We start from the raw sequence: 17,431 nt of genomic DNA, 5'->3' as shown, positions 1-17,431 counted from the left end.
TGGAGGAGCGACTGCTGACCCTGGCGGCAGCGGTGGCGCCCCGGACGGAGTACGCGGTCGTGCACGGCGAACTGGGGCCCGATCATGTGCTGGTGGACGCGGACGGGAACCCCGTGCTGATCGATATCGAGGGCTTGATGTACTTCGACGTCGAGTGGGAGCACGTTTTCCTGCGAATCCGCCTGCACGACGGCTACGGGCCCCTGCAGGCGGACGGATTGGACGAGGACCGGCTCGCGCTCTACATGCTCGCTCAGCGACTCTCGCTGACGGCGGGGCCGCTGCGACTGCTCGACGGGGACTTCCCCGACCGGGCGTTCATGGCGGACATCGCCGAGCACAACCTGCAGCATGCGCTCGAACTGGCCCCGGCCTGATTTTCCTGGTGTCTCGACTCGTTCGCTAATCAGCAGCAGGTGAGGCCCACATCAATGACGTCCGCCCAGTGGTTTTGTTCGCGAGAAGTGACCGCACCCGGCGCGGGCGTTTGCCGGTGCAGCCGAGTTACGACGCTGGCCGCCGGTGTCAGGGCCCATAGAGGAATTCTTCCTGGCTATCGCAGGTGATCAGGGATCATAGTTCGCACCGGGCACCCTGTTGCCTGTTTCGACCATCAAGGGAGGGCCAATGGGCGAGACGGAGTTCCTTTATGGCGTGGCGCTGGTTTACAGGACGGAGGTAGAGGGCGGTTACGCACCACCACGTTTCAGTGAAGATGTGACGGTGGTACGAGCCAATTCGGAGGATGCCGCCCGCCAAGTGGCCACAGCGCTGGGGCGGGCGGGCGAGATCAGTTATGGCAACGCCTTCGGTGAAGAGGTGACGTGGCTGTTTCTGGGAATAGCGTCGTTGCAGCTACTCCAGGTCAACGAGCCTGAGACAGGGGTCACCCTGCTGTCGCGGTCATTCGACAGCCTTGCCCGCTACCGGGACCTGTTCGTGGCCAATGGCCTGCCGGAAGGACCTCAGAACCGACCGTAAGAGCCCTCTACTCCGGGCCATCCCAGGGACGGTTTCGGCTCGAACATGACGGGATAAGTCGGGTGCGATACGCGATCTTGCGTGTTTTCGCAGAACGCGGTGCTTGATATCAAGTCCTATGCCAATTACGCCCGGTGGTATCGACTACGCAGCGCTACTTTGCGGTGCACGGCGGGCGGCCAGGCCGTAGGCGGGGCGGCCGACGGAGGCAAGGAGCGATGGCGGCAGCCTGGCAGGGTCTGCGGCGAGCCGGTCGGCGACGAACAGTAGGAACTCGGCGAGTTCGAGGGCGTAGGTGGTGTCGAGGCTGATAGCGGGCATAGTCGGCTGGTCAGGCTTGCTGGGTTGCGCGGGTCTGGGCGCGGCGGTAGGAGTTGGTGCCGGTCTCGATGGTGTCGCGGCCGAAGGCGAGGCGGTCGAGCATGGCGGCGCAGAGGCAGGGGTCGGTGAAGGTCTTGGCCCAGTCATCTGGGGATGGCACATGTTCCTGCCCGAGGATTGCGGCTGCTAGCTGGGCACCTGGTTGTCTCTCGTTTCCCTGATTCGTGAGGTGCGAGAGGCGTTGTTAGACTCTGCCTTCATCCTCCGCTTGCGGGCCACGTGCCGGCCCCGGCACCGGTGACGTTGTTCAATGCCGCGTTGATCAACATCCTCGCTCACGCGGGCTTCACCGGCCACGACGACACCGACGTCCTGGAAGGCCGCTTCACCTTCGGCCTGAAAGCCATACTGAGCGGCCTGGCCGTCCGACACGAACTCAGTCCATCCGGAAGAGGATAGTTTGGCCGCCCTGCCTGCGATGAGTTCCGGCGCGCCACCGGGTCTCCACTCCGGACGATCTCAACGACCAAGGAAGAGTTTATGGGCAAGATCATCTACTGGATGAACACCTCGATCGACGGCTACATCGAGGACCTCGACGGTGGCATGGACTTTATGGACCCGGCCGAGGACTTTCAGCAGGCGGCGAACGACCATGTTCGCCGGACCGCGGCGTTCCTGTTCGGGCGGCGGCTGTATGAGGCGATGGAAAAGCCCTGGACGCAGGACCTCGGCAAGGAAGGCGCCCCGGCCATCGAGCGGGAGTTCGCCCAGCTCTACAAGGAGACGCCGCGGTACGTCTTCTCCGACACCCTCCAGACCGTCCCCGAAGGGCTCACGATCGTCCGTCGTAAGGACGCCGTGTCCGTGGTGACGCGCCTCAAGCAGGAGCTCGACGGCACCCTCCAACTCGGTGGCGCCGAGTTGGCCGTCTCCCTGCTGGACCTGATCGACGAGTTCTGGGTGTACGCGCTCCCCGTGATCATCGGGGGCGGCAAGCCGTACCTGCCCGTGAGCGAAGCACTGCGGCTGCGCCTGGTCGAGCACCGTACCTTCGCCTCAGGAATCATGTTCCGGCGCTACGTACGACCCTGACCGACCAGGAACGGACCCCGCGCGGGCGCACCCGCGAGGGGTCCGGTCAGGCGTCGCGGTGGTTGATCGCCAGGGTTGCCGGCAGGAGGGAGAGCACGACGTAACCCACCAGGATGGCGGCGGCCGTCAAGGGACCGAAGGCTCCGGCGTCGGGTATGGCGGCCAGTTGCCTCGCCAGCGACGGAATCGTCAGGGAGCTGACCCAGTCGTTCCACGGAGCCGGGAGGAAGCGCTCGAGCACGGTCGGGGACAGCGGGAGGACGACCAGCGCGATGAGCGCTCCCGGTGTCGAACGCAGGACCGTGGCCAGCCCCAGCCCCATCACCCCGGCGACGGCGGAGCCCACGCCGGTGGTCAGGACCTCGGCCAGGGCCGCATGTTCGGCGAACGAGGCGCCGATCGGACGCCCGGCCACCACGGCCTGTGCGGTGAAGAAGGTGGCGAACGCCAGCGCCTGGCCCGCGACAAGGGCCACGGCGGCCACCACGGCGGCCTTGGCCAGAAGGAGCGTCCACCGGCTCCGGATCGTGGTCAGCGTGAGCCTGATCATGCCGGTGGTGTATTCGCCGGAGATGGCGAACACGCCCAGCATGCCGAACAGCACAGGGGGAATGTCGGCGCTGAGGCTGAGACCCGTGCCGACGGGATCGCCGCCGGGGCCGTTGGTGTCGAAGTAGCGCGAGATCGAGTACGCGGCGAAGCCGGTGAGCGCAAGGGCCGAGAGCGTGGCGGCCAGGACGTAATAGGTGGCTCGGAGCGAGCGCAGCTTGAGCCATTCCGATGCGATGACGTTGATCATTGGGTGATCTCCATGAAGGCCTCCTCCAGCGATGTCCGGCGCGACACCAGCTCGTGAACGGCACAGCCGTTCGCCAGGGCGATGTCACCGATGACGGCTGCGGTCAGGCCGGTCACCAGCAGTTCCGCTCCGGCGCCGACGTCGCGCGCGGGGCGGGCATCGGCTCCAGCCGCTGCGGGCCGACCGGGCACCAGCTCGTCACCGGCGTCGGTGTCCCGGGCCGGGCCTATTGTTGCTCCGGCCGCTTCGAGTGCCCTGGACAGGCGGGCCGCGTGGGGTGATCGGACCAGTACGCCGCTCTGGAAACGGGCCAGCAGGTCCGCCATCGAGGCGTCCTCGATCAGCCGGCCCTGGCCGATGATGATGACCCGGTCGGCAGTGAGGGACATCTCGGTCATCAAGTGGCTCGAAAGCAGGACGGTGCGCCCCTCGGCCGCCAGGGATCTGAGCAGTGTCCTGAGCCAGCGGATGCCGTCGGGGTCGAGGCCGTTGGCAGGCTCGTCGAGGATGAGCACTCCTGGGTCGCCGAGTAGTGCCGCCGCGATGCCGAGGCGCTGGCGCATCCCCTGGGAGAATCCGGCGATCCGCTTGCGTGCCGCCCCGGCCAGGCCGACCTCCTCCAACACCTCCACGACCCTGCGGCGCCCGATCCCGCCCGCGTACGCCAGCGCCTGGAGGTGGGCGAACGCGCTGCGCCCGCCCTGCACCTCGGCCGCGTCGAGCATGGCGCCAACCTCGCGCATGGGGTCGCGCAGGTCGTGTTTGCGGACGCCGTTGATCAACGCCCTGCCCGACGTGGGCGTGTGGAGGCCGAGGATCATGCGCATGGTGGTGGACTTGCCGGCGCCGTTGTGCCCGAGGAAACCGGTGACCTGTCCGGGTTTGACGGCGAACGTGAGCCCGGACACCGCGCGCGTGGAGCCGTACAGCTTCGTCAGTTCTGTGACCTCGATCATTTCCCCACCTTCTGGATGATCTCGGCCGGGCAGCGCGTGCCCGGCGCGGGCAACTCCCCCGTGGTCAGGTAGGCGCTGACGTGCCGCCGCAGGCAGAGATTTCTCGCCCACGACGCGTGGCCGTCGCCGTGCCACAGGACGCGCGCGGACGGGATCTGCTCGGCCACGTGCGCCTGCCCGCGATAGTTGGTGTTGTTGTCGAGCTCTCCGATCGCGAAGAGGATCGGCGGGGCGTCCTTCACGCGCAACGGGTGCGGTGCCCATGACGCGCCCCCGCTGCGGCCCCAGCATCGCCCGAGCTCGAAGCGTCCCTCGAGCCAGCCGAACCTCGGCGCGATCTCACGGAGTCTGGCCTCGATGCCCTGGAACTCCTCGTACGTCGGCAGCTCCGGCATGAAGTCGTTGCACAAAGAATCTTGGCTCACGGACGTGCCGCCCTCATCCGGGAGCAGTTCCTCCAGGAAGTCACTGGCGTCGCCGTCGAGCGCCTTTCGGATGGCGGTGGCGAGCTGGGGCCAGAGTGCCGGATTCATGCCTTTGACCGCGCCCGCGTACAGTTGCCCCTCGTGCACCGTCCGGCCGGCCGACGCCGGCAGTGGCGCGCGGCGTACCCTGGCGACGAGCTCGTCCCACGCCTCGCCGGCGTCCGTGCCGCGCAGGGCGCAGTCGGAGCGGCGGGCGCACCAGTCGCGGAAGCGGGTGAGATGGCGCTCCTGCGTGCGCGCGTAGTTGCGTAGCCAGGGCTCGAACTCCTGCTGGGTGTGATCGGCGGTGCCGTCGAAGTACATCCGGCCGACCCGCTGCGGGAACAGCTCCAGGTAGGCCTGGGCGTAGACGGTGCCGTAGGAGTTGCCCGCGTAGATGAGCTTGTCCTGGCCGAGTGCGGCGCGCAGGGCGTCGAGGTCGTGCGCCACGTTCCACGCCGTCATCCCGCGCCAGGCCGATTTGGCCATGATGCGGCAGCTCGCCTGATGGGCCGCGTTCTTGGCGGCGTGGGCGTCCCAGTCCTGCTTTGTCCTGGCCAGGAGCAGCCCGTAGATGGAGGCGTCGGGCTCTGCGCAGCTCGCGCGCCTGCCGCTCGCGGGCTCCGACAGGCCGCGCGGGTCGATGGCGATGACGTCGAAGCTCCGCTGCAGCTCGTCGAGCAGGCTCGGCAGCTCCGCCTGAGCGTCGGGCTGGTTTTTCCGCCTGAGCATCGCCGTGCTGGTGCCGGGCCCGCCGAAGTTGACGACCAGCGGCCCGATGCTCCTGCCCGTCGCGGACAGTTTGGCCACGTGCACCGAGGTCCTGGGCCCGCCGGGATCGGCCCAGTCCACGGGAACGACCAGCTCCGCGCATCGCAGGCCGTCACCACAGTCCTTCCAAACGAGGCCGTGGGCCTGCGCGGAGGCCAGCGCGATACCGCCGAGCGGCACGGCGAGGCAGGCCGCCAGGCACAGGGCGATGAGTCTGCGTCGGTTCATGGCGGCAACGATGCTGTACGGCGGCGGGTCCGCACATCGGAGCCGGATCCGATCTTTCGGATCGGACCAGGGTCACACGGTGTGAGCGTACGCGGGCGGAGTACGACCCTGGTCTGACGGCCCGTGCTCCGATTCGCCCCCGGCCGTTCCTCGATAACGTCGAGATGTGAATCTGCTCGCCCGACGGCCGCCACCCTGGCTGCTCATCCTGGCCGACACCGTGGTCGCGGTGCTGCTCGCGCTGGCGTCCACGGTGAGTCCGCCGGAGCCGGCCGCGAACGCCGCGACCACGGCGCTCTGCTGGCTGCTCGTGCTGCCCGTGGCGGTGCGGCGGCTGTGGCCGGAGCCCGCCTACTACGGTGCGCTCCTGATCGGTCTCGCCGTGCTCGCGCTGCAGACCAACCGGCTGATGCCGACGGTCGTGACGGCCCTGGCCATCTACCCGGTGGCGACCGGCCTGCCGGTGCGGCGATCGGCGATCGCCCTGGTGTCGGGCCTGCTCGTCAGCGGAGGCTCGCTGCTGGTCTCGATGCCGGGCCCACCACAATATCCCAACGGCTGGCCCGACCCCGTCTTCGTCATCGGCACGGCCTGGCTGGCCGTCGGAGCGAGCTGGAGCCTCGGCACGGCGGCGCGCACCCGCCGCGAGTTCGCCGCCCGCGAGGCCAGGAGGCAGGCCGAGCAGGCGGCGGCCCACGAACGCCTGCGGATCGCGCGCGAGCTGCACGACGTCGTCGCCCATTCGATGAGCATGATCACCGTCAAGGCGGGGGTGGCGGCCAAGGTCCTCGACAAGCATCCGGAGGAAGGGCGCAAGGCGTTGCGGGCCATCGAGGAGATCGGGCGCGGCTCGCTCGCGGAGATGCGCCATTTTCTCGGCGCGCTGCGCGCACCCGGCAGCGCGCCCGACAGCACGCCGCTTCCCCGGCTCGCCGACCTGCCGTCCCTGGCGCACCGCGCGGCGGAGGCCGGTGTGCAGGTCGATCTGTCGGTGGACGGCACCGTGCCCGACAGCATGGCGCCGGCCGTTTACCGCATCGTCCAGGAGGCGATCACCAACGTCGTCAAGCACGCCGCACCCGCCCGCTGCCAGGCCAGCGTGTCGGTCGCCGAGGGGAGATTGCGGATCTCCGTGGTCGACGACGGGCCTGGGCAGCGGGTGCTGCCGGGGCGGCCGGACGGGCACGGGCTGGCGGGCATGCGCGAACGGGCCTTGCTGCACGGCGGCACCTTCGAGGCCGGCCCGCGTCCGGGAAGGGGGTTCGGCGTGCACGCGTCATGGGAGATCCCTTGACCCGCCCGGGAGTTCCCCCCCTCTCGACGGAGGGAGTGGGCGCGGCGCCGGACGCGTTCCGGCGAAGCGCGGGCGTGCGCGAACGGCGGGCCCCAGGGCAGAGCGCCGCAGTGGCGCCTGGATGTGCGTACGGCCGACGTTCGCGAAGCGCGGGCGTGCGCGAACGGAGGGCCCCTCGGCAGAGCGCCGCAGTGGCGCCTGGATGTGCATGCGGCCGGCGTTCCGAGAAGGCATCGGCGTGGTGCGAGCGGTAGGCGTGGATCGGTCATGATGGACGTGATGACGAGGAGCACAAGCGTGAGCCGTCGGACGCGGAGTCGGCGGGTCCGGGCAGGGCGAGCCCGGACCGGGCCGGGCCTGGTCCGGGTGGGTGCGGCAGGGCGAGGCTCGTGATCCGGGTGCTCATCGCCGACGATCAGGCGCTCCTGCGCGGCAGTTTCCGCTTGCTGATCGACTCGGAGGACGATCTCACCGTGGTCGGGGAGGCCCGCGACGGGCGGGAGGCGGTGGAGCTGGCACGCACAGTGTCACCCGACGTGGTGCTCATGGACGTCAGAATGCCCGAGATGGATGGCATCACCGCGACCGGGCAGATCGCCAGGGACACTCGGGTGCTCATCCTGACCACGTTCGACCTCGATGAGTACGTCTATTCGGCGCTGCGGGCGGGTGCCAGCGGGTTCCTGCTCAAGGACGCGCCTCCGGACGACCTTCTGAAGGCGATCCGGGTGGTGGCGTCGGGTGAGACGCTGCTCGCGCCGACCGTCACCACCCGACTGATCGCGGAGTTCGTACGGCGACCGGTCCGGCAGCCCTTTCACGGGCTCGACACGTTGACGGACCGGGAGCGCGAGGTGCTCACCCTCGTCGCCCACGGGCTGTCCAACGCCGAGCTCAGCGTGCAGCTCCAGGTGAGTCCCGGGACCGTGAAGACGCATATCGGCCGCCTGCTGGCCAAGCTCAACGCCCGCGACCGCGCCCAGCTCGTCATCGCCGCCTACGAGGCCCGCCTGGTCACGCCGCGTTAGCCGGCCGCGCGCCGAAACCGCAGGCCGCGTCGGCGCTTCACCACGCCCGCGCACACCGGGCAGGCCACGCCGGAACCCCGCGCCACGCGCGCCAGACCGGGTCGCACAAGGGACGACCTCGCCGACACCGGGGATGTCGGTGGGACCTGATGGAATTCGCGGGACCGAATCGTGCGACGCCGTAGGAGCCCACCGTGGACCGTCACGCATGGAAGCCGTTCCTCCAGCGCTGGAGCGAGGAGTGGCGCATCGCCCACCCCGACGAGGAGCCGGACGGCGGCCCCTGGCTCGGGTGCCCGCCCGCCACCGAAGACGAGATACAGGCCCTGGAGGCGCGTCTGGGGTGCGTGCTGCCCCCATCGTTGCGGGAGTTCTTACTGGTCACCAACGGCTGGCGGCACGCGGGCAACTTCGTCTGGAGCCTTCGCGGCACCGAGGAGATCGGCTGGCTGACCGATCTGGAGCCGTGGTGGGCCGAGGCCTACGCCGACTGGGACGAGGATGACGCAGAGCCCGCGGCGACGCGATCGTTGCTGATTTCCCTGGAGGCGGACGCCGGCGCCGTCTACCTCGACCCGGGCGACGTCGATGAGCACGGCGAATGGGCGGCTTACGACGTGTTCTCATGGACGGCCAGTGGCCCTGACCGGCACGGCTCGTTCTACGAGAAGATGTACGACTTCTACGCCGGATTCCACGCCCTCGACCGTCCCCGATGCGAAACCCAGCGTGAGTGGGACGCCAAGGTCGAGGAAGCCCGGCTGGCGAGCCTGCGCGGTGAGGTGGGCCGTCCGCTGGCCGTGTTCGCACCGGCCGCGCGTTTCGGCCGTGACCGCGCCTCGTTCCTGGACTACCAGATGCGGATCTTACTGAGGGAGGAGGACGGCGACCCGTTCTACCGGCTGCTCACCCGCGACGACACCCGGTCGTGGACCCTGGACGAGGGCCTGTTCGCCACGCAGGCCCTGCCGCTGCTGTTCGCCGCGCACGAACAGGCTCGCCGCTTCGGTGCTGGTTCCACGCTCCAGTCCCTGTGGGACCGCGGCCCAGAGCAGGTCAAGCACCTGCTCGGCCGTCATCAGGCGCGGCGGAAAGAACCGGGGTTCCGGCTCTGCTTCGGCAACCCGGAGTTCGACGCTGCCGCGCATGCCGCTCTCGACGCCGGCCAGGACGCCTGGCCGCGCCTGCGCGACGCCCTCGTTCACTGGCGCCCGTCGCACGAGGACCAAATCGCACCGATCGCCCTGCTGGCCGACCCCCGGGCCGCCCGCCTGATCACGCCGGAGCGCGGACGCGAGCTCCTGGCCACGAAACGGGGCTGAACGCAGGTCAGTTCGCCGCCGTGAAGTCGGAGGCGGCGGCGCGTGGCTCTTTCCGCTCGGCGGCGGTCCAGGCGTGGGCATCCCGCTTCTGCCCCGTCGCGGAGCCGGCCTCCGCTGGGCTCACCGCGGGCTCCCGCCGTGAGACGACCGATGAGCCCCGGTGCGTACGTGCGAATGCACCCCTTGCAGGCCGAACAGGATGAGAAGCTCGACCGCGCCGCCATCGGCGCTGCCCAGCCAGTGCGGCAGGGACGTGTCGAACTCGGCCGCCTCACCGGGCGGCAGCGTCAGGTCGCGCTCGCCGAGCACGAGCCGCAGGCGGCCGTTGAGCACGTACAGCCATTCGAAGCCTTCGTGAGTCTGCGGGGTCGGTTCGAGCGGTTTCGGCTGGGCGGGAATGATCATCTTGAACGCGTGCACCCCGCCCGGCCGCCGCGACAGGGGCACGAAGGTCATCCCGAACCGTCTGATCGGCTTGAGGTGTATCCGGGGGTCGCCGGTGGGCGGGGCACCGACGAGATCGTCCAGCGGAACGCCGTAGGTACGGGCCAGCGGCAGCAGCAACTCCAGGGTCACCCGGCGCTGCCCGCTCTCCAGCCGGGACAGGGTGCTCTCCGACACGCCGGTCGCCGCCGCGAGGGCGGCGAGGGTGATGCCGCGGTCACGACGCAGCGCGCGGAGTCGCGGCCCCACCGCGTCAAGCACCTCGTCCGATTCGTGATCCACGCCGCCATCTTGCCAGAACCGCAAGATTTCATGCCAGAACGCGGCGCGTACGGCAAAGCTAGGCGCATACCGAACGAGTGCTTCATCCGCCGTACCACCTGACCCGGCTCCCGACCAGGAACAAGGAGACCACAGTGCCCAGCACCACCCGCCGCCACCGCCGCCGCGACACCCCGCCGCCCCGGACAGGAAGCAGCGAGATCGCGACCCTGCGCGGCTTCCTCGACTACCTCCGGGCCTCGATCGCCGCGAAGGTCGAGGGCGCGCCCGAACCGCAGGCGCGAGCAGCCGCGGTGCCGTCGGGCACGAACCTGCTCGGCCTGCTCAACCACCTGACCTTCGTCGAACGTGCGATGTTCCTCGGGGACGACGTCACCGACTGGCAGGCCACGTTCCAGGCCGCGCCGGTGGACAGCGTGGCCGAGGTCGTCGCCCGCTACCGAGAGGCGGTCGAGCGCGCGAACGAGGTGCTCGACGGGTGCACCGATCCGAGCGCACCGATCCCTCGACCGCGGCCGGGCCGTCCCGCTCCCAGCATCCGCTGGGCACTCACCCACATGATCGAGGAGACCGGCCGCCACGCGGGCCATGCGGACATCCTGCGGGAACTGATCGACGGCGCGACCGGGCGCTGATCCACCCCCGAAGCGGCAGATCTGCGACCTCGGCATCGCGCACGTGGTCGCCGCCTCGAACGGCTATGTGCCGTGTTGGCGTATCCTCGGGGAGGTGCGAATCGATCTTGTGGCGCTGGTCGTGGACGACTACGACCCGGCTATCGTCTTCTTCGTCGACGTGCTCGGCTTCGAGCTGGTCGAGGACTCTCCGTCACTGACGAACGACGGGCGTCCGAAACGGTGGGTGGTGGTCCGTCCGCCGGGTGCAGAAACGGGCATCCTGCTCGCCCGCGCAGACGGGAACCAGCAGGCGGCGGTCGTCGGGAACCAGGTCGCCGGCCGCGTGGGGTTCTTCCTGCGGGTGGATGACTTCGACGCCGCCTACCAGCGGATGACGGCCGCCGGGGTCGAGTTCGTCACCTCGCCACGTGCCGAGGCTTACGGGAGGGTGGCGGTGTTCCTCGACATCGCCGGGAACCGCTGGGACTTGCTCGGCCCGACCTGACGGACGCCGGCCTGAGCCAAAGCCGTACAGGACGCTGGCTGCCAGGCGCGCTTCCTGATCCGCGACCGCCTGGCGTCAGAAGATGCTCCGCTTCTGCGGCAGGTCGATGCCGCCGAAAACCGCCGCCAGGACGAACATCGCGATGGCGACGACGAGAACGGCGGACAGAAGCCAGGCGATGGGGTGCCCGAGGTTGATCGTCCAGGTGGAGGAGCCCAAACGGGCGTGGACGAGAAGGGCGGGGTCGCGCCGGTTGGCGTAAACCGTGCCCGCCAGGAACCAGTGCCGGTCATCGTCGCGCTGCGTGATCCCGGAATCTTCCTCTTCCTCACCTGGCACGGCGGGCAGGCGGTGCCCTGCCTGGCCCACCTTAAGTTCCCAGACCAGCCATCCACCCAGCAGCACGGCGAACGGCAGACACACGGCCACCTGCCAGACGACTGTGGCCGCCACGACCCCCCACAGGCGCAGCGCCCAGATGAGGAGGCTGAGGTTGAGGCAGGCGGCCGACAGCAGCGACAATACAGCGACACCGCGCAGGTAGGTGCGGTAACGGCGAGCCGAGCCCGTGGGCCGGGCCGCGTCGAGGTCGGGACGGGCACGCAGCACGATCAGGATCACGACGATGACCAGCAGGGTGAGCGCGGCCTGATACAGCACCGGCTCGAACCGTTCGGCGACGGCGCCGGACCGCCCCCAGCCGATCCCCATGGTGAGCAGCAGGATCACCAGGGCAGGCAACCCCCACATCCACGGCACACGGACGGGATCGGTACGGAACGTGGTGTCCACGGTGACGCCTTGACGCCGCTCGGCCGCCCATCCGCCCGCGTTCTTGGTGGCGCGTACCTTGAGATGGGCGCGGTAGTACAGCAGCAGATCGGCGGCGGCCAGGACCCCTGCCGTCACGGCCGCCTGCCCGGTGAGAACCGAGAGCGCCGCGGCCACGGCGGTCATCAGGACGACGAGACGGGCGTAGATCCGCCGCTGGGCGAGGATCACCGGGTCGTCGGCCCGCTCGGCGGCCACCCGCACGCCGAACGGCAGCGTCGGCCTGGCCAGCGCGGGCAGTGCCAGCATGAGGCACCCGACCAGCGCGACCAGAGCCAGGCCGGCGGTGATGGACGGCGTCACGACCGCTCCCGGAAGCCGGCCAGGATCGCCTCGCAGCGTCGAATCACATCGTCGCGGTCCAGGCCGTGAACGGTGGCGTCCGCCAGTAGTACGCGCATTTTCTCTTCCCAGTCGTCGGTGAATCCTGGCTCAGGTGGGCCGGTGCCGGCATCGCGCCGGATGACCGCGCCGCTCTTGCGGTTGATCCGGATGACGCCCTGCTGTCGTAGCAGGTCGTAGGCCTTGTTCACGGTATGGAAATTGATACCGAAGTCCGCGGCGAGCTGCCGTGTCGAGGGTAGCGGGTCGCCTTCGCGTGCCTGCCCGCGCGCGATCGCCTCCACGATCCGATCCCGGATTTGCTGGTAGATCGGGGTCTCGCTGTCCAGGTCAAGTGTCAGCCGCACACGGCAAGACTATCTGATATACAACTAATAGAACAGATGCACATGGTCGAAAGGAGACGCCATGATCCAGGTACAGGTTCACGACACGACGTTGAGCGTGCGCTTCCCCTCGTGGACACGGCTGTTCGTCAAAGCCGGCCAGGTGAGCGTGCCGCTGGCGGCGATCGCCGACGTCCACCACCTCGACCGGCCGCTCGCCGCGGCCAAAGGGCTGCGATCCGGCCTGGTCGTCAGCGGCCACACCAAGCTCGGCACCTGGACGTCCTTCAGCGGCGTCAAGCAGTTGGTGGGAGCCCATCGAGGTGTCCCGGGCCTGCGAATCGTCCTGAAATACCGGGTCGCCGGTTTTGACGAGCTGATCCTCAGCGTCCAGGACGCCGAGGAGATCCTGCGCCAGTTGACGGCGGTGCGCCGGTGAGCGTCGAGGTACGCGGCCTGACCAAGGCGTTCGGCCCCGTGTCCGCCGTCACCGACCTCAGCTTCGAGGTCGGTGACGGCACGGTGACCGGCTTCCTCGGGCCGAACGGCGCAGGCAAGACCACCACCATGCGGATGATGCTGGGGTTGATCGCGCCGAACTCCGGCACCGCCACCATCGACGGCCGGCGCTACGCCGACCTGCCCAGGCCGTCCGCGACCGTCGGCGCCGTACTGGACGGCTCCGGCTTCCACCCCGACCACACGGCCCTGCACCACCTGCGGGTCTACGCCCGCATGGGCCGGTACGGCAACGCCCGCGCCACGCAGGTCGCCGAGTTGACCGGGGTGTCGTCCTTCGCCGACCGCGCCACCCGTACGCTGTCCACCGGCATGCGCCAGCGCCTCAGCCTGGCCACCGCCCTGCTCGGCGACCCTCGAGTGCTCCTGCTGGACGAGCCGAGCAACGGCCTCGACCCCGAGGGCATCGCCTGGCTGCGCACGTTCCTGCGCGACCTGGCCGCCGAGGGGCGCACCATCCTGGTCTCCAGCCACGTCCTCAGTGAGATCGGACAGACCGCGGACCACGTCGTGGTGATCCGCCAGGGGCGGCTGGTCGCCACCGGCCCCACCTCCGAGTTGTCCGGCGCGGCGGCCGTACTCGTCCGTTCACCACAGGCGGACCAGCTAAGGAGCCACCTCAGGGTCCCCGCGGACGTCCTGGGGCCGGACACGCTGCGCATCCACGGCATGACCACCGCCGAGGTCGCGACCGCCGCCGCGGCCCACGGCATCGCCCTGTACGAGATCACCCTCGAACGCCCCACCCTCGAGCAGGCGTTCCTCAACCTCATCGGAGACGACCAATGATCGCGTCCTCTGCGATCGCGGCGGAGTGGACCCGCCTGATCGGCACCAGGCTGTGGTGCTGGGCTCTGCTGGCCGCCCTCGGCAGCGGAGCCTTCACCGGGCTGCTCGCGCTCGTCGGCCCGGAGAACTTCACCCCGCCCATGCCGGGCCTGGACACGGCGCAGGGCGTACACGTGCTGCTCGGACTGCTCGGGTTCACGATGTTCATCCCGGCCCTGCTCGGCACGGCCGCCGTGACCACCGAATATCGGCACCGGACCATCACCACCACCGCGCTGTTCGCCCCCCAGCGGTCGACCTGGCTGGTCGCCAAGCTCGTCACCTACACCGGAGGTGGACTCGCCTACGGCCTCATCGCCTCCACGGTCGCCGCCGGGGCCCTCTTCGGAGCCGCCGCGCTCAAGGACGTCACCCTCGGCCTGCCCGCCGGCACCGTCGTGGCGCTCCTGGCCCGCATCGCGCTGGCCATGGCGCTCTACACCCTGCTGGGCGCGGCAGCAGGCGCCATCCTGCGCAACCAGGTGACGGCGCTCGTCGCGGTCGGCGCCTACCTCTACATGATCGAGACTCTCCTGATGCTCATGCCCGGCGTCAAAGCGGTCTATCCCTACCTGCCCGGCGGCGCCACCGCCGCGCTGACCGGATTCACCTACCTGGCCGACGCCATCGCCGACCAGACCGGCACCTCCGCCACCGCCTTGCTCTCCGCGCCCCTCGGCGCCGCCGTGCTGCTCGGCTATGCCCTGATCGCCGCCGCCATCGCCGTCGCCGCACCACTGCGGCGGGACATCACTTGACCAGCACGTGTGCGTGTGGGCTGTTGGCGTCCACGTCGCGCCGCCGCTGGGGTTCTCTTTGTCGCCCAGCCTCGTCAGGAGGTTCGGATCGAGGCGGGGCGACGGCCAGACGGAGGCGTTCGTCACGTGGTGGGGCATCGGCTCGCCGTCGATGCCCCACGCGTTTCACGGCCGTGGCGTCCGGATGGTGTCAGGGTCAGTGATGAGTGGGTTCCCACCACGCCAGATGGGCGGCCGCCTGGGCGACCGGCTCGATGATCTCCCACGCCTCGGCGATCAGCCCGTCGTCGAGCCGCCAGATGTCGACGACCACGATCTCCGGCCCGCCGTCGGGCAGCCGGCGCCGCGAGTGCATCACGACGTTGTCGCCGTCGGCCAGCACATGCTGGATCTCGACCTGCATGCCGGCGAGCGGGACGAGCGCGGCGCCCACGGCGGCGAGCCATTCCGCCTTGGACTTCGAGGTCGCATCCGGCCTGTGGTGGATGAAGTCATCGCTCAGCAGCGGCGCGAGCGCCTCGACGTCGCCCGTCGCGACCAGGGCCGCCAGCGCCCGCTGAACGATGCTCTTGTTGTCTGTGGTCATGTCCTGCGTAGTCATGGCAAGCAGTGTTCCCGCCACCGAGACGACTGTCGATGAACTCCCATGTCATGGCGTACGGCCCGAGAACGAGTAACATCGGCGGCCATGCACACGGTCGGGGAACAGCTACGGCAATGGCGGCATCGCAGGCGGCTCAGTCAGCTCGATCTCGCGATCGCCGCCGACGTGTCGGCCCGTCACGTCAGCCTCGTGGAAACCGGCAAGTCCAACCCGAGCGCCGGCATGATCCTCCGGCTCGCCGAGCAGCTCGACGTGCCGTTGCGGGAGCGCAACAGGTTGTTGCTCGCCGCCGGCTTCGCGCCCCGCTACCCGGAGCGGCCGCTCGACGGGGAGGCGCTGTCGGCGGCCTGGGACGCGGTCGCGAGGGTATTGCGCGCGCACGAGCCGTACCCGGCGCTGGTCCACGATCGCCGATGGAACATCGTGATGACCAATCGCGGCATCGACCCGTTCCTCACAGGCGTCGCCCCCGACCTGCTGCGACCGCCGATCAATCTGGTACGGCTGGGACTGGACCCGCGCGGGCTCGCCCCTCACATCGTCAATCTGGCCGAGGTGCGTGCGGTGCTCCGCACCCGGATCACGCGTCAGCTCGCCGCCGCTCCCGACCCCCAGCTCACCGCGCTCTACGAGGAACTGCTGACGCCCGGCTCCGAGGACGCGAGCCACCCGATCGAGTCCGAGGTCACGATCCCGATGATCTTCCGGTTCGGCGGGCGAGAGCTGCGGCTCTTCTCGACCACCACCACGTTCGGCACCCCGATGGACATCACCCTGGACGAGGTCGCGATCGAGTCCTACTACCCGACGGACCCCGAAAGCGCCGCCTTCTTCACCACGTCCGACGCGAATAGCCCTTGAGTTGTGCGACACGACGTCGCAGTACCGCGGTGAGTGAAACACGCTGAACGTACGTCGCCGGTAACGGCTGGGTGCGGAGCTCGGGGTTCAAGCCGAAGGGGTCCCGCTCCGCCCGGGAGCCGCGGGCGTCGGGCTGGTGTAGCGGGCCTGGCGGGCCGCGGCGGTCAGCGCCGCCGCCCTGGCCGCCTCGGTCGGCGTGAAGGGCAGCTCGGGCCGCCTGATCAGCAGGGCACGGTCGGGGTTCACGGAGATCACCATGGTGGTGTTGAGCTCGGCGCCCTCGTCCACGGTGTCGCCGGGACGCCGCCACTCGACCTGCGGCACCCGCAGCAGCTCCGCCATCGCCTCGGGCAGCCGGTCGGGGTCGGCGCCGACCCGCTGCGCCAGCACGAACGCCTGAACGCCCGGGTCGGTGAGGTCCTTGACCTGCGCGGGCACGATCACGACGCCGTACCCGCCGGCCTCGGTCAGCGCCCCGGCCAGCGCGTCGAGCGCCAGATCGCGCGGCGCCTCGATGACGAACTCGTCGAGCGCGTCACATCCGGCGGGCGTGATGGCGCTGCTGCCGGTCGGGGCGATGTGCAGGGTCAGTATGTTGCATCCCAGGCGGCCGAACGCGCCCGCCACGCTGGCGAGCCGGCCGGGCCGCTCCACCACCCGCATGCGGATGCGCCACAACGCCATGGGTGATCCCGCGCCGCCGTCCACCGGGAGCGCGGCCGCCCTCCTGGCCGGTCGGCGGCCCATCCGCTTGTGGATCGCGGCTCCGACTATCACCGCCACCCCCAGCCCGACCAGCACGAAAGGGCCCGGATCCGCGTGCCCGAGCAGCGTCGCGAACAGGTGCGCCAGGCCGACCGCGAGGAACAGTGCGGCGAGTTCGGCGAGCTCCCGCCGCCACGAGTGCGCCTGCTGATTGCCATGTCCGGAACGTGGGTGAATCACCTTTGGAGCATCGCTCATGACCCCAGTGTGTCCATGAGTTGTTACCTGGTTACTGACGGCAAGGTTGCGACGGCATTAAGCCGCGTTCACCGCATGACCGCCCGCAAAGCCCGGGTCGCCGAACCGGCGGACGCCGAAGCGGTGATCAGGCCGAGACGAGGTGCACCATCAGCACTCCTTCCAGAACGCTGAGCAGGTGCGGTGTCTTGTTGACGCGGCCGTCCGCACCTGATCGCCAAGGAGTGATGATCAAGTCTCGACTATCCTGACAAGGTCCTGGAGCAATTTCCACACGTCGGGTTCGTCGGCT

The 17,431-nt window shown here is 69.5% G+C and carries 21 protein-coding genes and 1 pseudogene; 13 read left to right on the top strand and 9 right to left on the bottom strand.

Annotation, left to right across the window (positions count from 1 at the left end; genetic code table 11):
• Nucleotides 1–377, top strand: a pseudogene (locus ABD844_RS47495) (aminoglycoside phosphotransferase family protein); the annotation flags it as partial.
• A 250-nt stretch (nt 378–627) separates the two neighbouring features.
• Nucleotides 628–981 (top strand): DUF4288 domain-containing protein, encoded by a 354-nt coding sequence (locus ABD844_RS47490; RefSeq protein WP_344894784.1) that lies wholly within the window; start codon nt 628–630, stop codon nt 979–981.
• A gap of 331 nt (nt 982–1,312) precedes the next feature.
• On the opposite strand, the gene ABD844_RS47485 is transcribed toward ABD844_RS47490, so the two are convergent.
• Nucleotides 1,313–1,462: an ATP-binding protein gene (locus ABD844_RS47485; RefSeq protein WP_344894781.1), complete on the bottom strand. Its 150-nt coding sequence runs from the start codon at nt 1,460–1,462 to the stop codon at nt 1,313–1,315.
• A gap of 158 nt (nt 1,463–1,620) precedes the next feature.
• Between ABD844_RS47485 and ABD844_RS47480 the strand changes: the two genes are divergently transcribed.
• Both ABD844_RS47480 and ABD844_RS47475 read left to right on the top strand, forming a co-directional pair.
• Nucleotides 1,621–1,761, top strand: coding sequence for a hypothetical protein (locus tag ABD844_RS47480; protein WP_344894778.1), 141 nt, complete (start codon nt 1,621–1,623; stop codon nt 1,759–1,761).
• 81 nt (nt 1,762–1,842) lie between these two features.
• On the top strand, nt 1,843–2,397 hold the full coding sequence (locus ABD844_RS47475; RefSeq protein WP_344894775.1) for a dihydrofolate reductase family protein: 555 nt from the start codon (nt 1,843–1,845) through the stop codon (nt 2,395–2,397).
• A gap of 46 nt (nt 2,398–2,443) precedes the next feature.
• On the opposite strand, the gene ABD844_RS47470 is transcribed toward ABD844_RS47475, so the two are convergent.
• The 3 genes from ABD844_RS47470 to ABD844_RS47460 are packed head-to-tail and all read right to left on the bottom strand — an operon-like array spanning nt 2,444 to nt 5,615.
• Nucleotides 2,444–3,196 (bottom strand): ABC transporter permease, encoded by a 753-nt coding sequence (locus ABD844_RS47470; protein ID WP_344894772.1) that lies wholly within the window; start codon nt 3,194–3,196, stop codon nt 2,444–2,446.
• Entirely contained in the window at nt 3,193–4,152 is a 960-nt protein-coding gene (locus ABD844_RS47465; RefSeq protein WP_344894768.1) for an ABC transporter ATP-binding protein, read from the bottom strand. Before ABD844_RS47465 ends, ABD844_RS47470 begins: the two co-directional genes overlap by 4 nt.
• Nucleotides 4,149–5,615 (bottom strand): alpha/beta hydrolase, encoded by a 1,467-nt coding sequence (locus ABD844_RS47460; protein WP_344894765.1) that lies wholly within the window; start codon nt 5,613–5,615, stop codon nt 4,149–4,151. Before ABD844_RS47460 ends, ABD844_RS47465 begins: the two co-directional genes overlap by 4 nt.
• Nucleotides 5,616–5,781: 166 nt before the next feature.
• On the opposite strand from ABD844_RS47460, the gene ABD844_RS47455 reads away from it, so the two are divergent.
• From ABD844_RS47455 to ABD844_RS47445, 3 genes are all read left to right on the top strand, one after another.
• On the top strand, nt 5,782–6,909 hold the full coding sequence (locus ABD844_RS47455) for a sensor histidine kinase (protein WP_344894762.1): 1,128 nt from the start codon (nt 5,782–5,784) through the stop codon (nt 6,907–6,909).
• Nucleotides 6,910–7,298: 389 nt separating this feature from the next.
• On the top strand, nt 7,299–7,937 hold the full coding sequence (locus ABD844_RS47450) for a response regulator (protein ID WP_344894759.1): 639 nt from the start codon (nt 7,299–7,301) through the stop codon (nt 7,935–7,937).
• Nucleotides 7,938–8,131: 194 nt separating this feature from the next.
• Complete coding sequence (locus ABD844_RS47445; protein ID WP_344894756.1) at nt 8,132–9,259, top strand: SMI1/KNR4 family protein; 1,128 nt, start codon at nt 8,132–8,134, stop codon at nt 9,257–9,259.
• A gap of 120 nt (nt 9,260–9,379) precedes the next feature.
• Here the strand turns inward: ABD844_RS47445 and ABD844_RS47440 are convergent, their stop codons facing one another.
• A complete protein-coding gene (locus ABD844_RS47440; RefSeq protein ID WP_344894753.1) occupies nt 9,380–9,985 on the bottom strand; it encodes a helix-turn-helix domain-containing protein in 606 nt (201 codons plus the stop codon).
• Nucleotides 9,986–10,119: 134 nt separating this feature from the next.
• Between ABD844_RS47440 and ABD844_RS47435 the strand changes: the two genes are divergently transcribed.
• A complete protein-coding gene (locus tag ABD844_RS47435; protein ID WP_344894750.1) occupies nt 10,120–10,620 on the top strand; it encodes a DinB family protein in 501 nt (166 codons plus the stop codon).
• A gap of 94 nt (nt 10,621–10,714) precedes the next feature.
• Nucleotides 10,715–11,107 (top strand): VOC family protein, encoded by a 393-nt coding sequence (locus tag ABD844_RS47430; protein ID WP_344894747.1) that lies wholly within the window; start codon nt 10,715–10,717, stop codon nt 11,105–11,107.
• A 75-nt stretch (nt 11,108–11,182) separates the two neighbouring features.
• Here ABD844_RS47430 and ABD844_RS47425 read toward each other — a convergent pair whose 3' ends face one another.
• Together ABD844_RS47425 and ABD844_RS47420 are read right to left on the bottom strand one after the other, a co-directional pair.
• A complete protein-coding gene (locus ABD844_RS47425; RefSeq protein ID WP_344894744.1) occupies nt 11,183–12,241 on the bottom strand; it encodes a DUF1648 domain-containing protein in 1,059 nt (352 codons plus the stop codon).
• Complete coding sequence (locus tag ABD844_RS47420; RefSeq protein ID WP_344894741.1) at nt 12,238–12,627, bottom strand: GntR family transcriptional regulator; 390 nt, start codon at nt 12,625–12,627, stop codon at nt 12,238–12,240. Before ABD844_RS47420 ends, ABD844_RS47425 begins: the two co-directional genes overlap by 4 nt.
• 61 nt (nt 12,628–12,688) lie before the next feature.
• Here ABD844_RS47420 and ABD844_RS47415 point away from each other — a divergent pair, with 61 nt between their 5' ends.
• From ABD844_RS47415 to ABD844_RS47405, 3 genes are read left to right on the top strand one after another with little or no spacing between them, the layout of a single operon-like run.
• Nucleotides 12,689–13,045 carry a hypothetical protein gene (locus ABD844_RS47415; RefSeq protein ID WP_344894738.1) on the top strand — a complete coding sequence of 119 codons (357 nt, stop codon included), beginning with the start codon at nt 12,689–12,691 and terminating at the stop codon, nt 13,043–13,045.
• Nucleotides 13,042–13,914: an ABC transporter ATP-binding protein gene (locus tag ABD844_RS47410; protein WP_344894735.1), complete on the top strand. Its 873-nt coding sequence runs from the start codon at nt 13,042–13,044 to the stop codon at nt 13,912–13,914. Before ABD844_RS47415 ends, ABD844_RS47410 begins: the two co-directional genes overlap by 4 nt.
• Complete coding sequence (locus ABD844_RS47405; protein ID WP_344894732.1) at nt 13,911–14,711, top strand: ABC transporter permease; 801 nt, start codon at nt 13,911–13,913, stop codon at nt 14,709–14,711. The genes ABD844_RS47410 and ABD844_RS47405 overlap by 4 nt, the downstream gene beginning before the upstream one ends.
• Nucleotides 14,712–14,907: 196 nt before the next feature.
• Here ABD844_RS47405 and ABD844_RS47400 read toward each other — a convergent pair whose 3' ends face one another.
• Nucleotides 14,908–15,312 (bottom strand): nuclear transport factor 2 family protein, encoded by a 405-nt coding sequence (locus ABD844_RS47400; RefSeq protein ID WP_344894729.1) that lies wholly within the window; start codon nt 15,310–15,312, stop codon nt 14,908–14,910.
• Nucleotides 15,313–15,399: 87 nt separating this feature from the next.
• On the opposite strand from ABD844_RS47400, the gene ABD844_RS47395 reads away from it, so the two are divergent.
• Nucleotides 15,400–16,176 (top strand): helix-turn-helix domain-containing protein, encoded by a 777-nt coding sequence (locus tag ABD844_RS47395; RefSeq protein WP_344894726.1) that lies wholly within the window; start codon nt 15,400–15,402, stop codon nt 16,174–16,176.
• An 87-nt stretch (nt 16,177–16,263) separates the two neighbouring features.
• On the opposite strand, the gene ABD844_RS47390 is transcribed toward ABD844_RS47395, so the two are convergent.
• Entirely contained in the window at nt 16,264–17,139 is an 876-nt protein-coding gene (locus ABD844_RS47390; RefSeq protein ID WP_344894724.1) for an ACT domain-containing protein, read from the bottom strand.
• Between the last annotated feature and the right edge of the window lie 292 nt (nt 17,140–17,431).

It is taken from the genome of Nonomuraea antimicrobica, assembly GCF_039536965.1.
In the GTDB taxonomy this organism is placed as follows: domain Bacteria; phylum Actinomycetota; class Actinomycetes; order Streptosporangiales; family Streptosporangiaceae; genus Nonomuraea; species Nonomuraea antimicrobica.
This window is presented reverse-complemented; position numbering and strand designations above follow the sequence as displayed.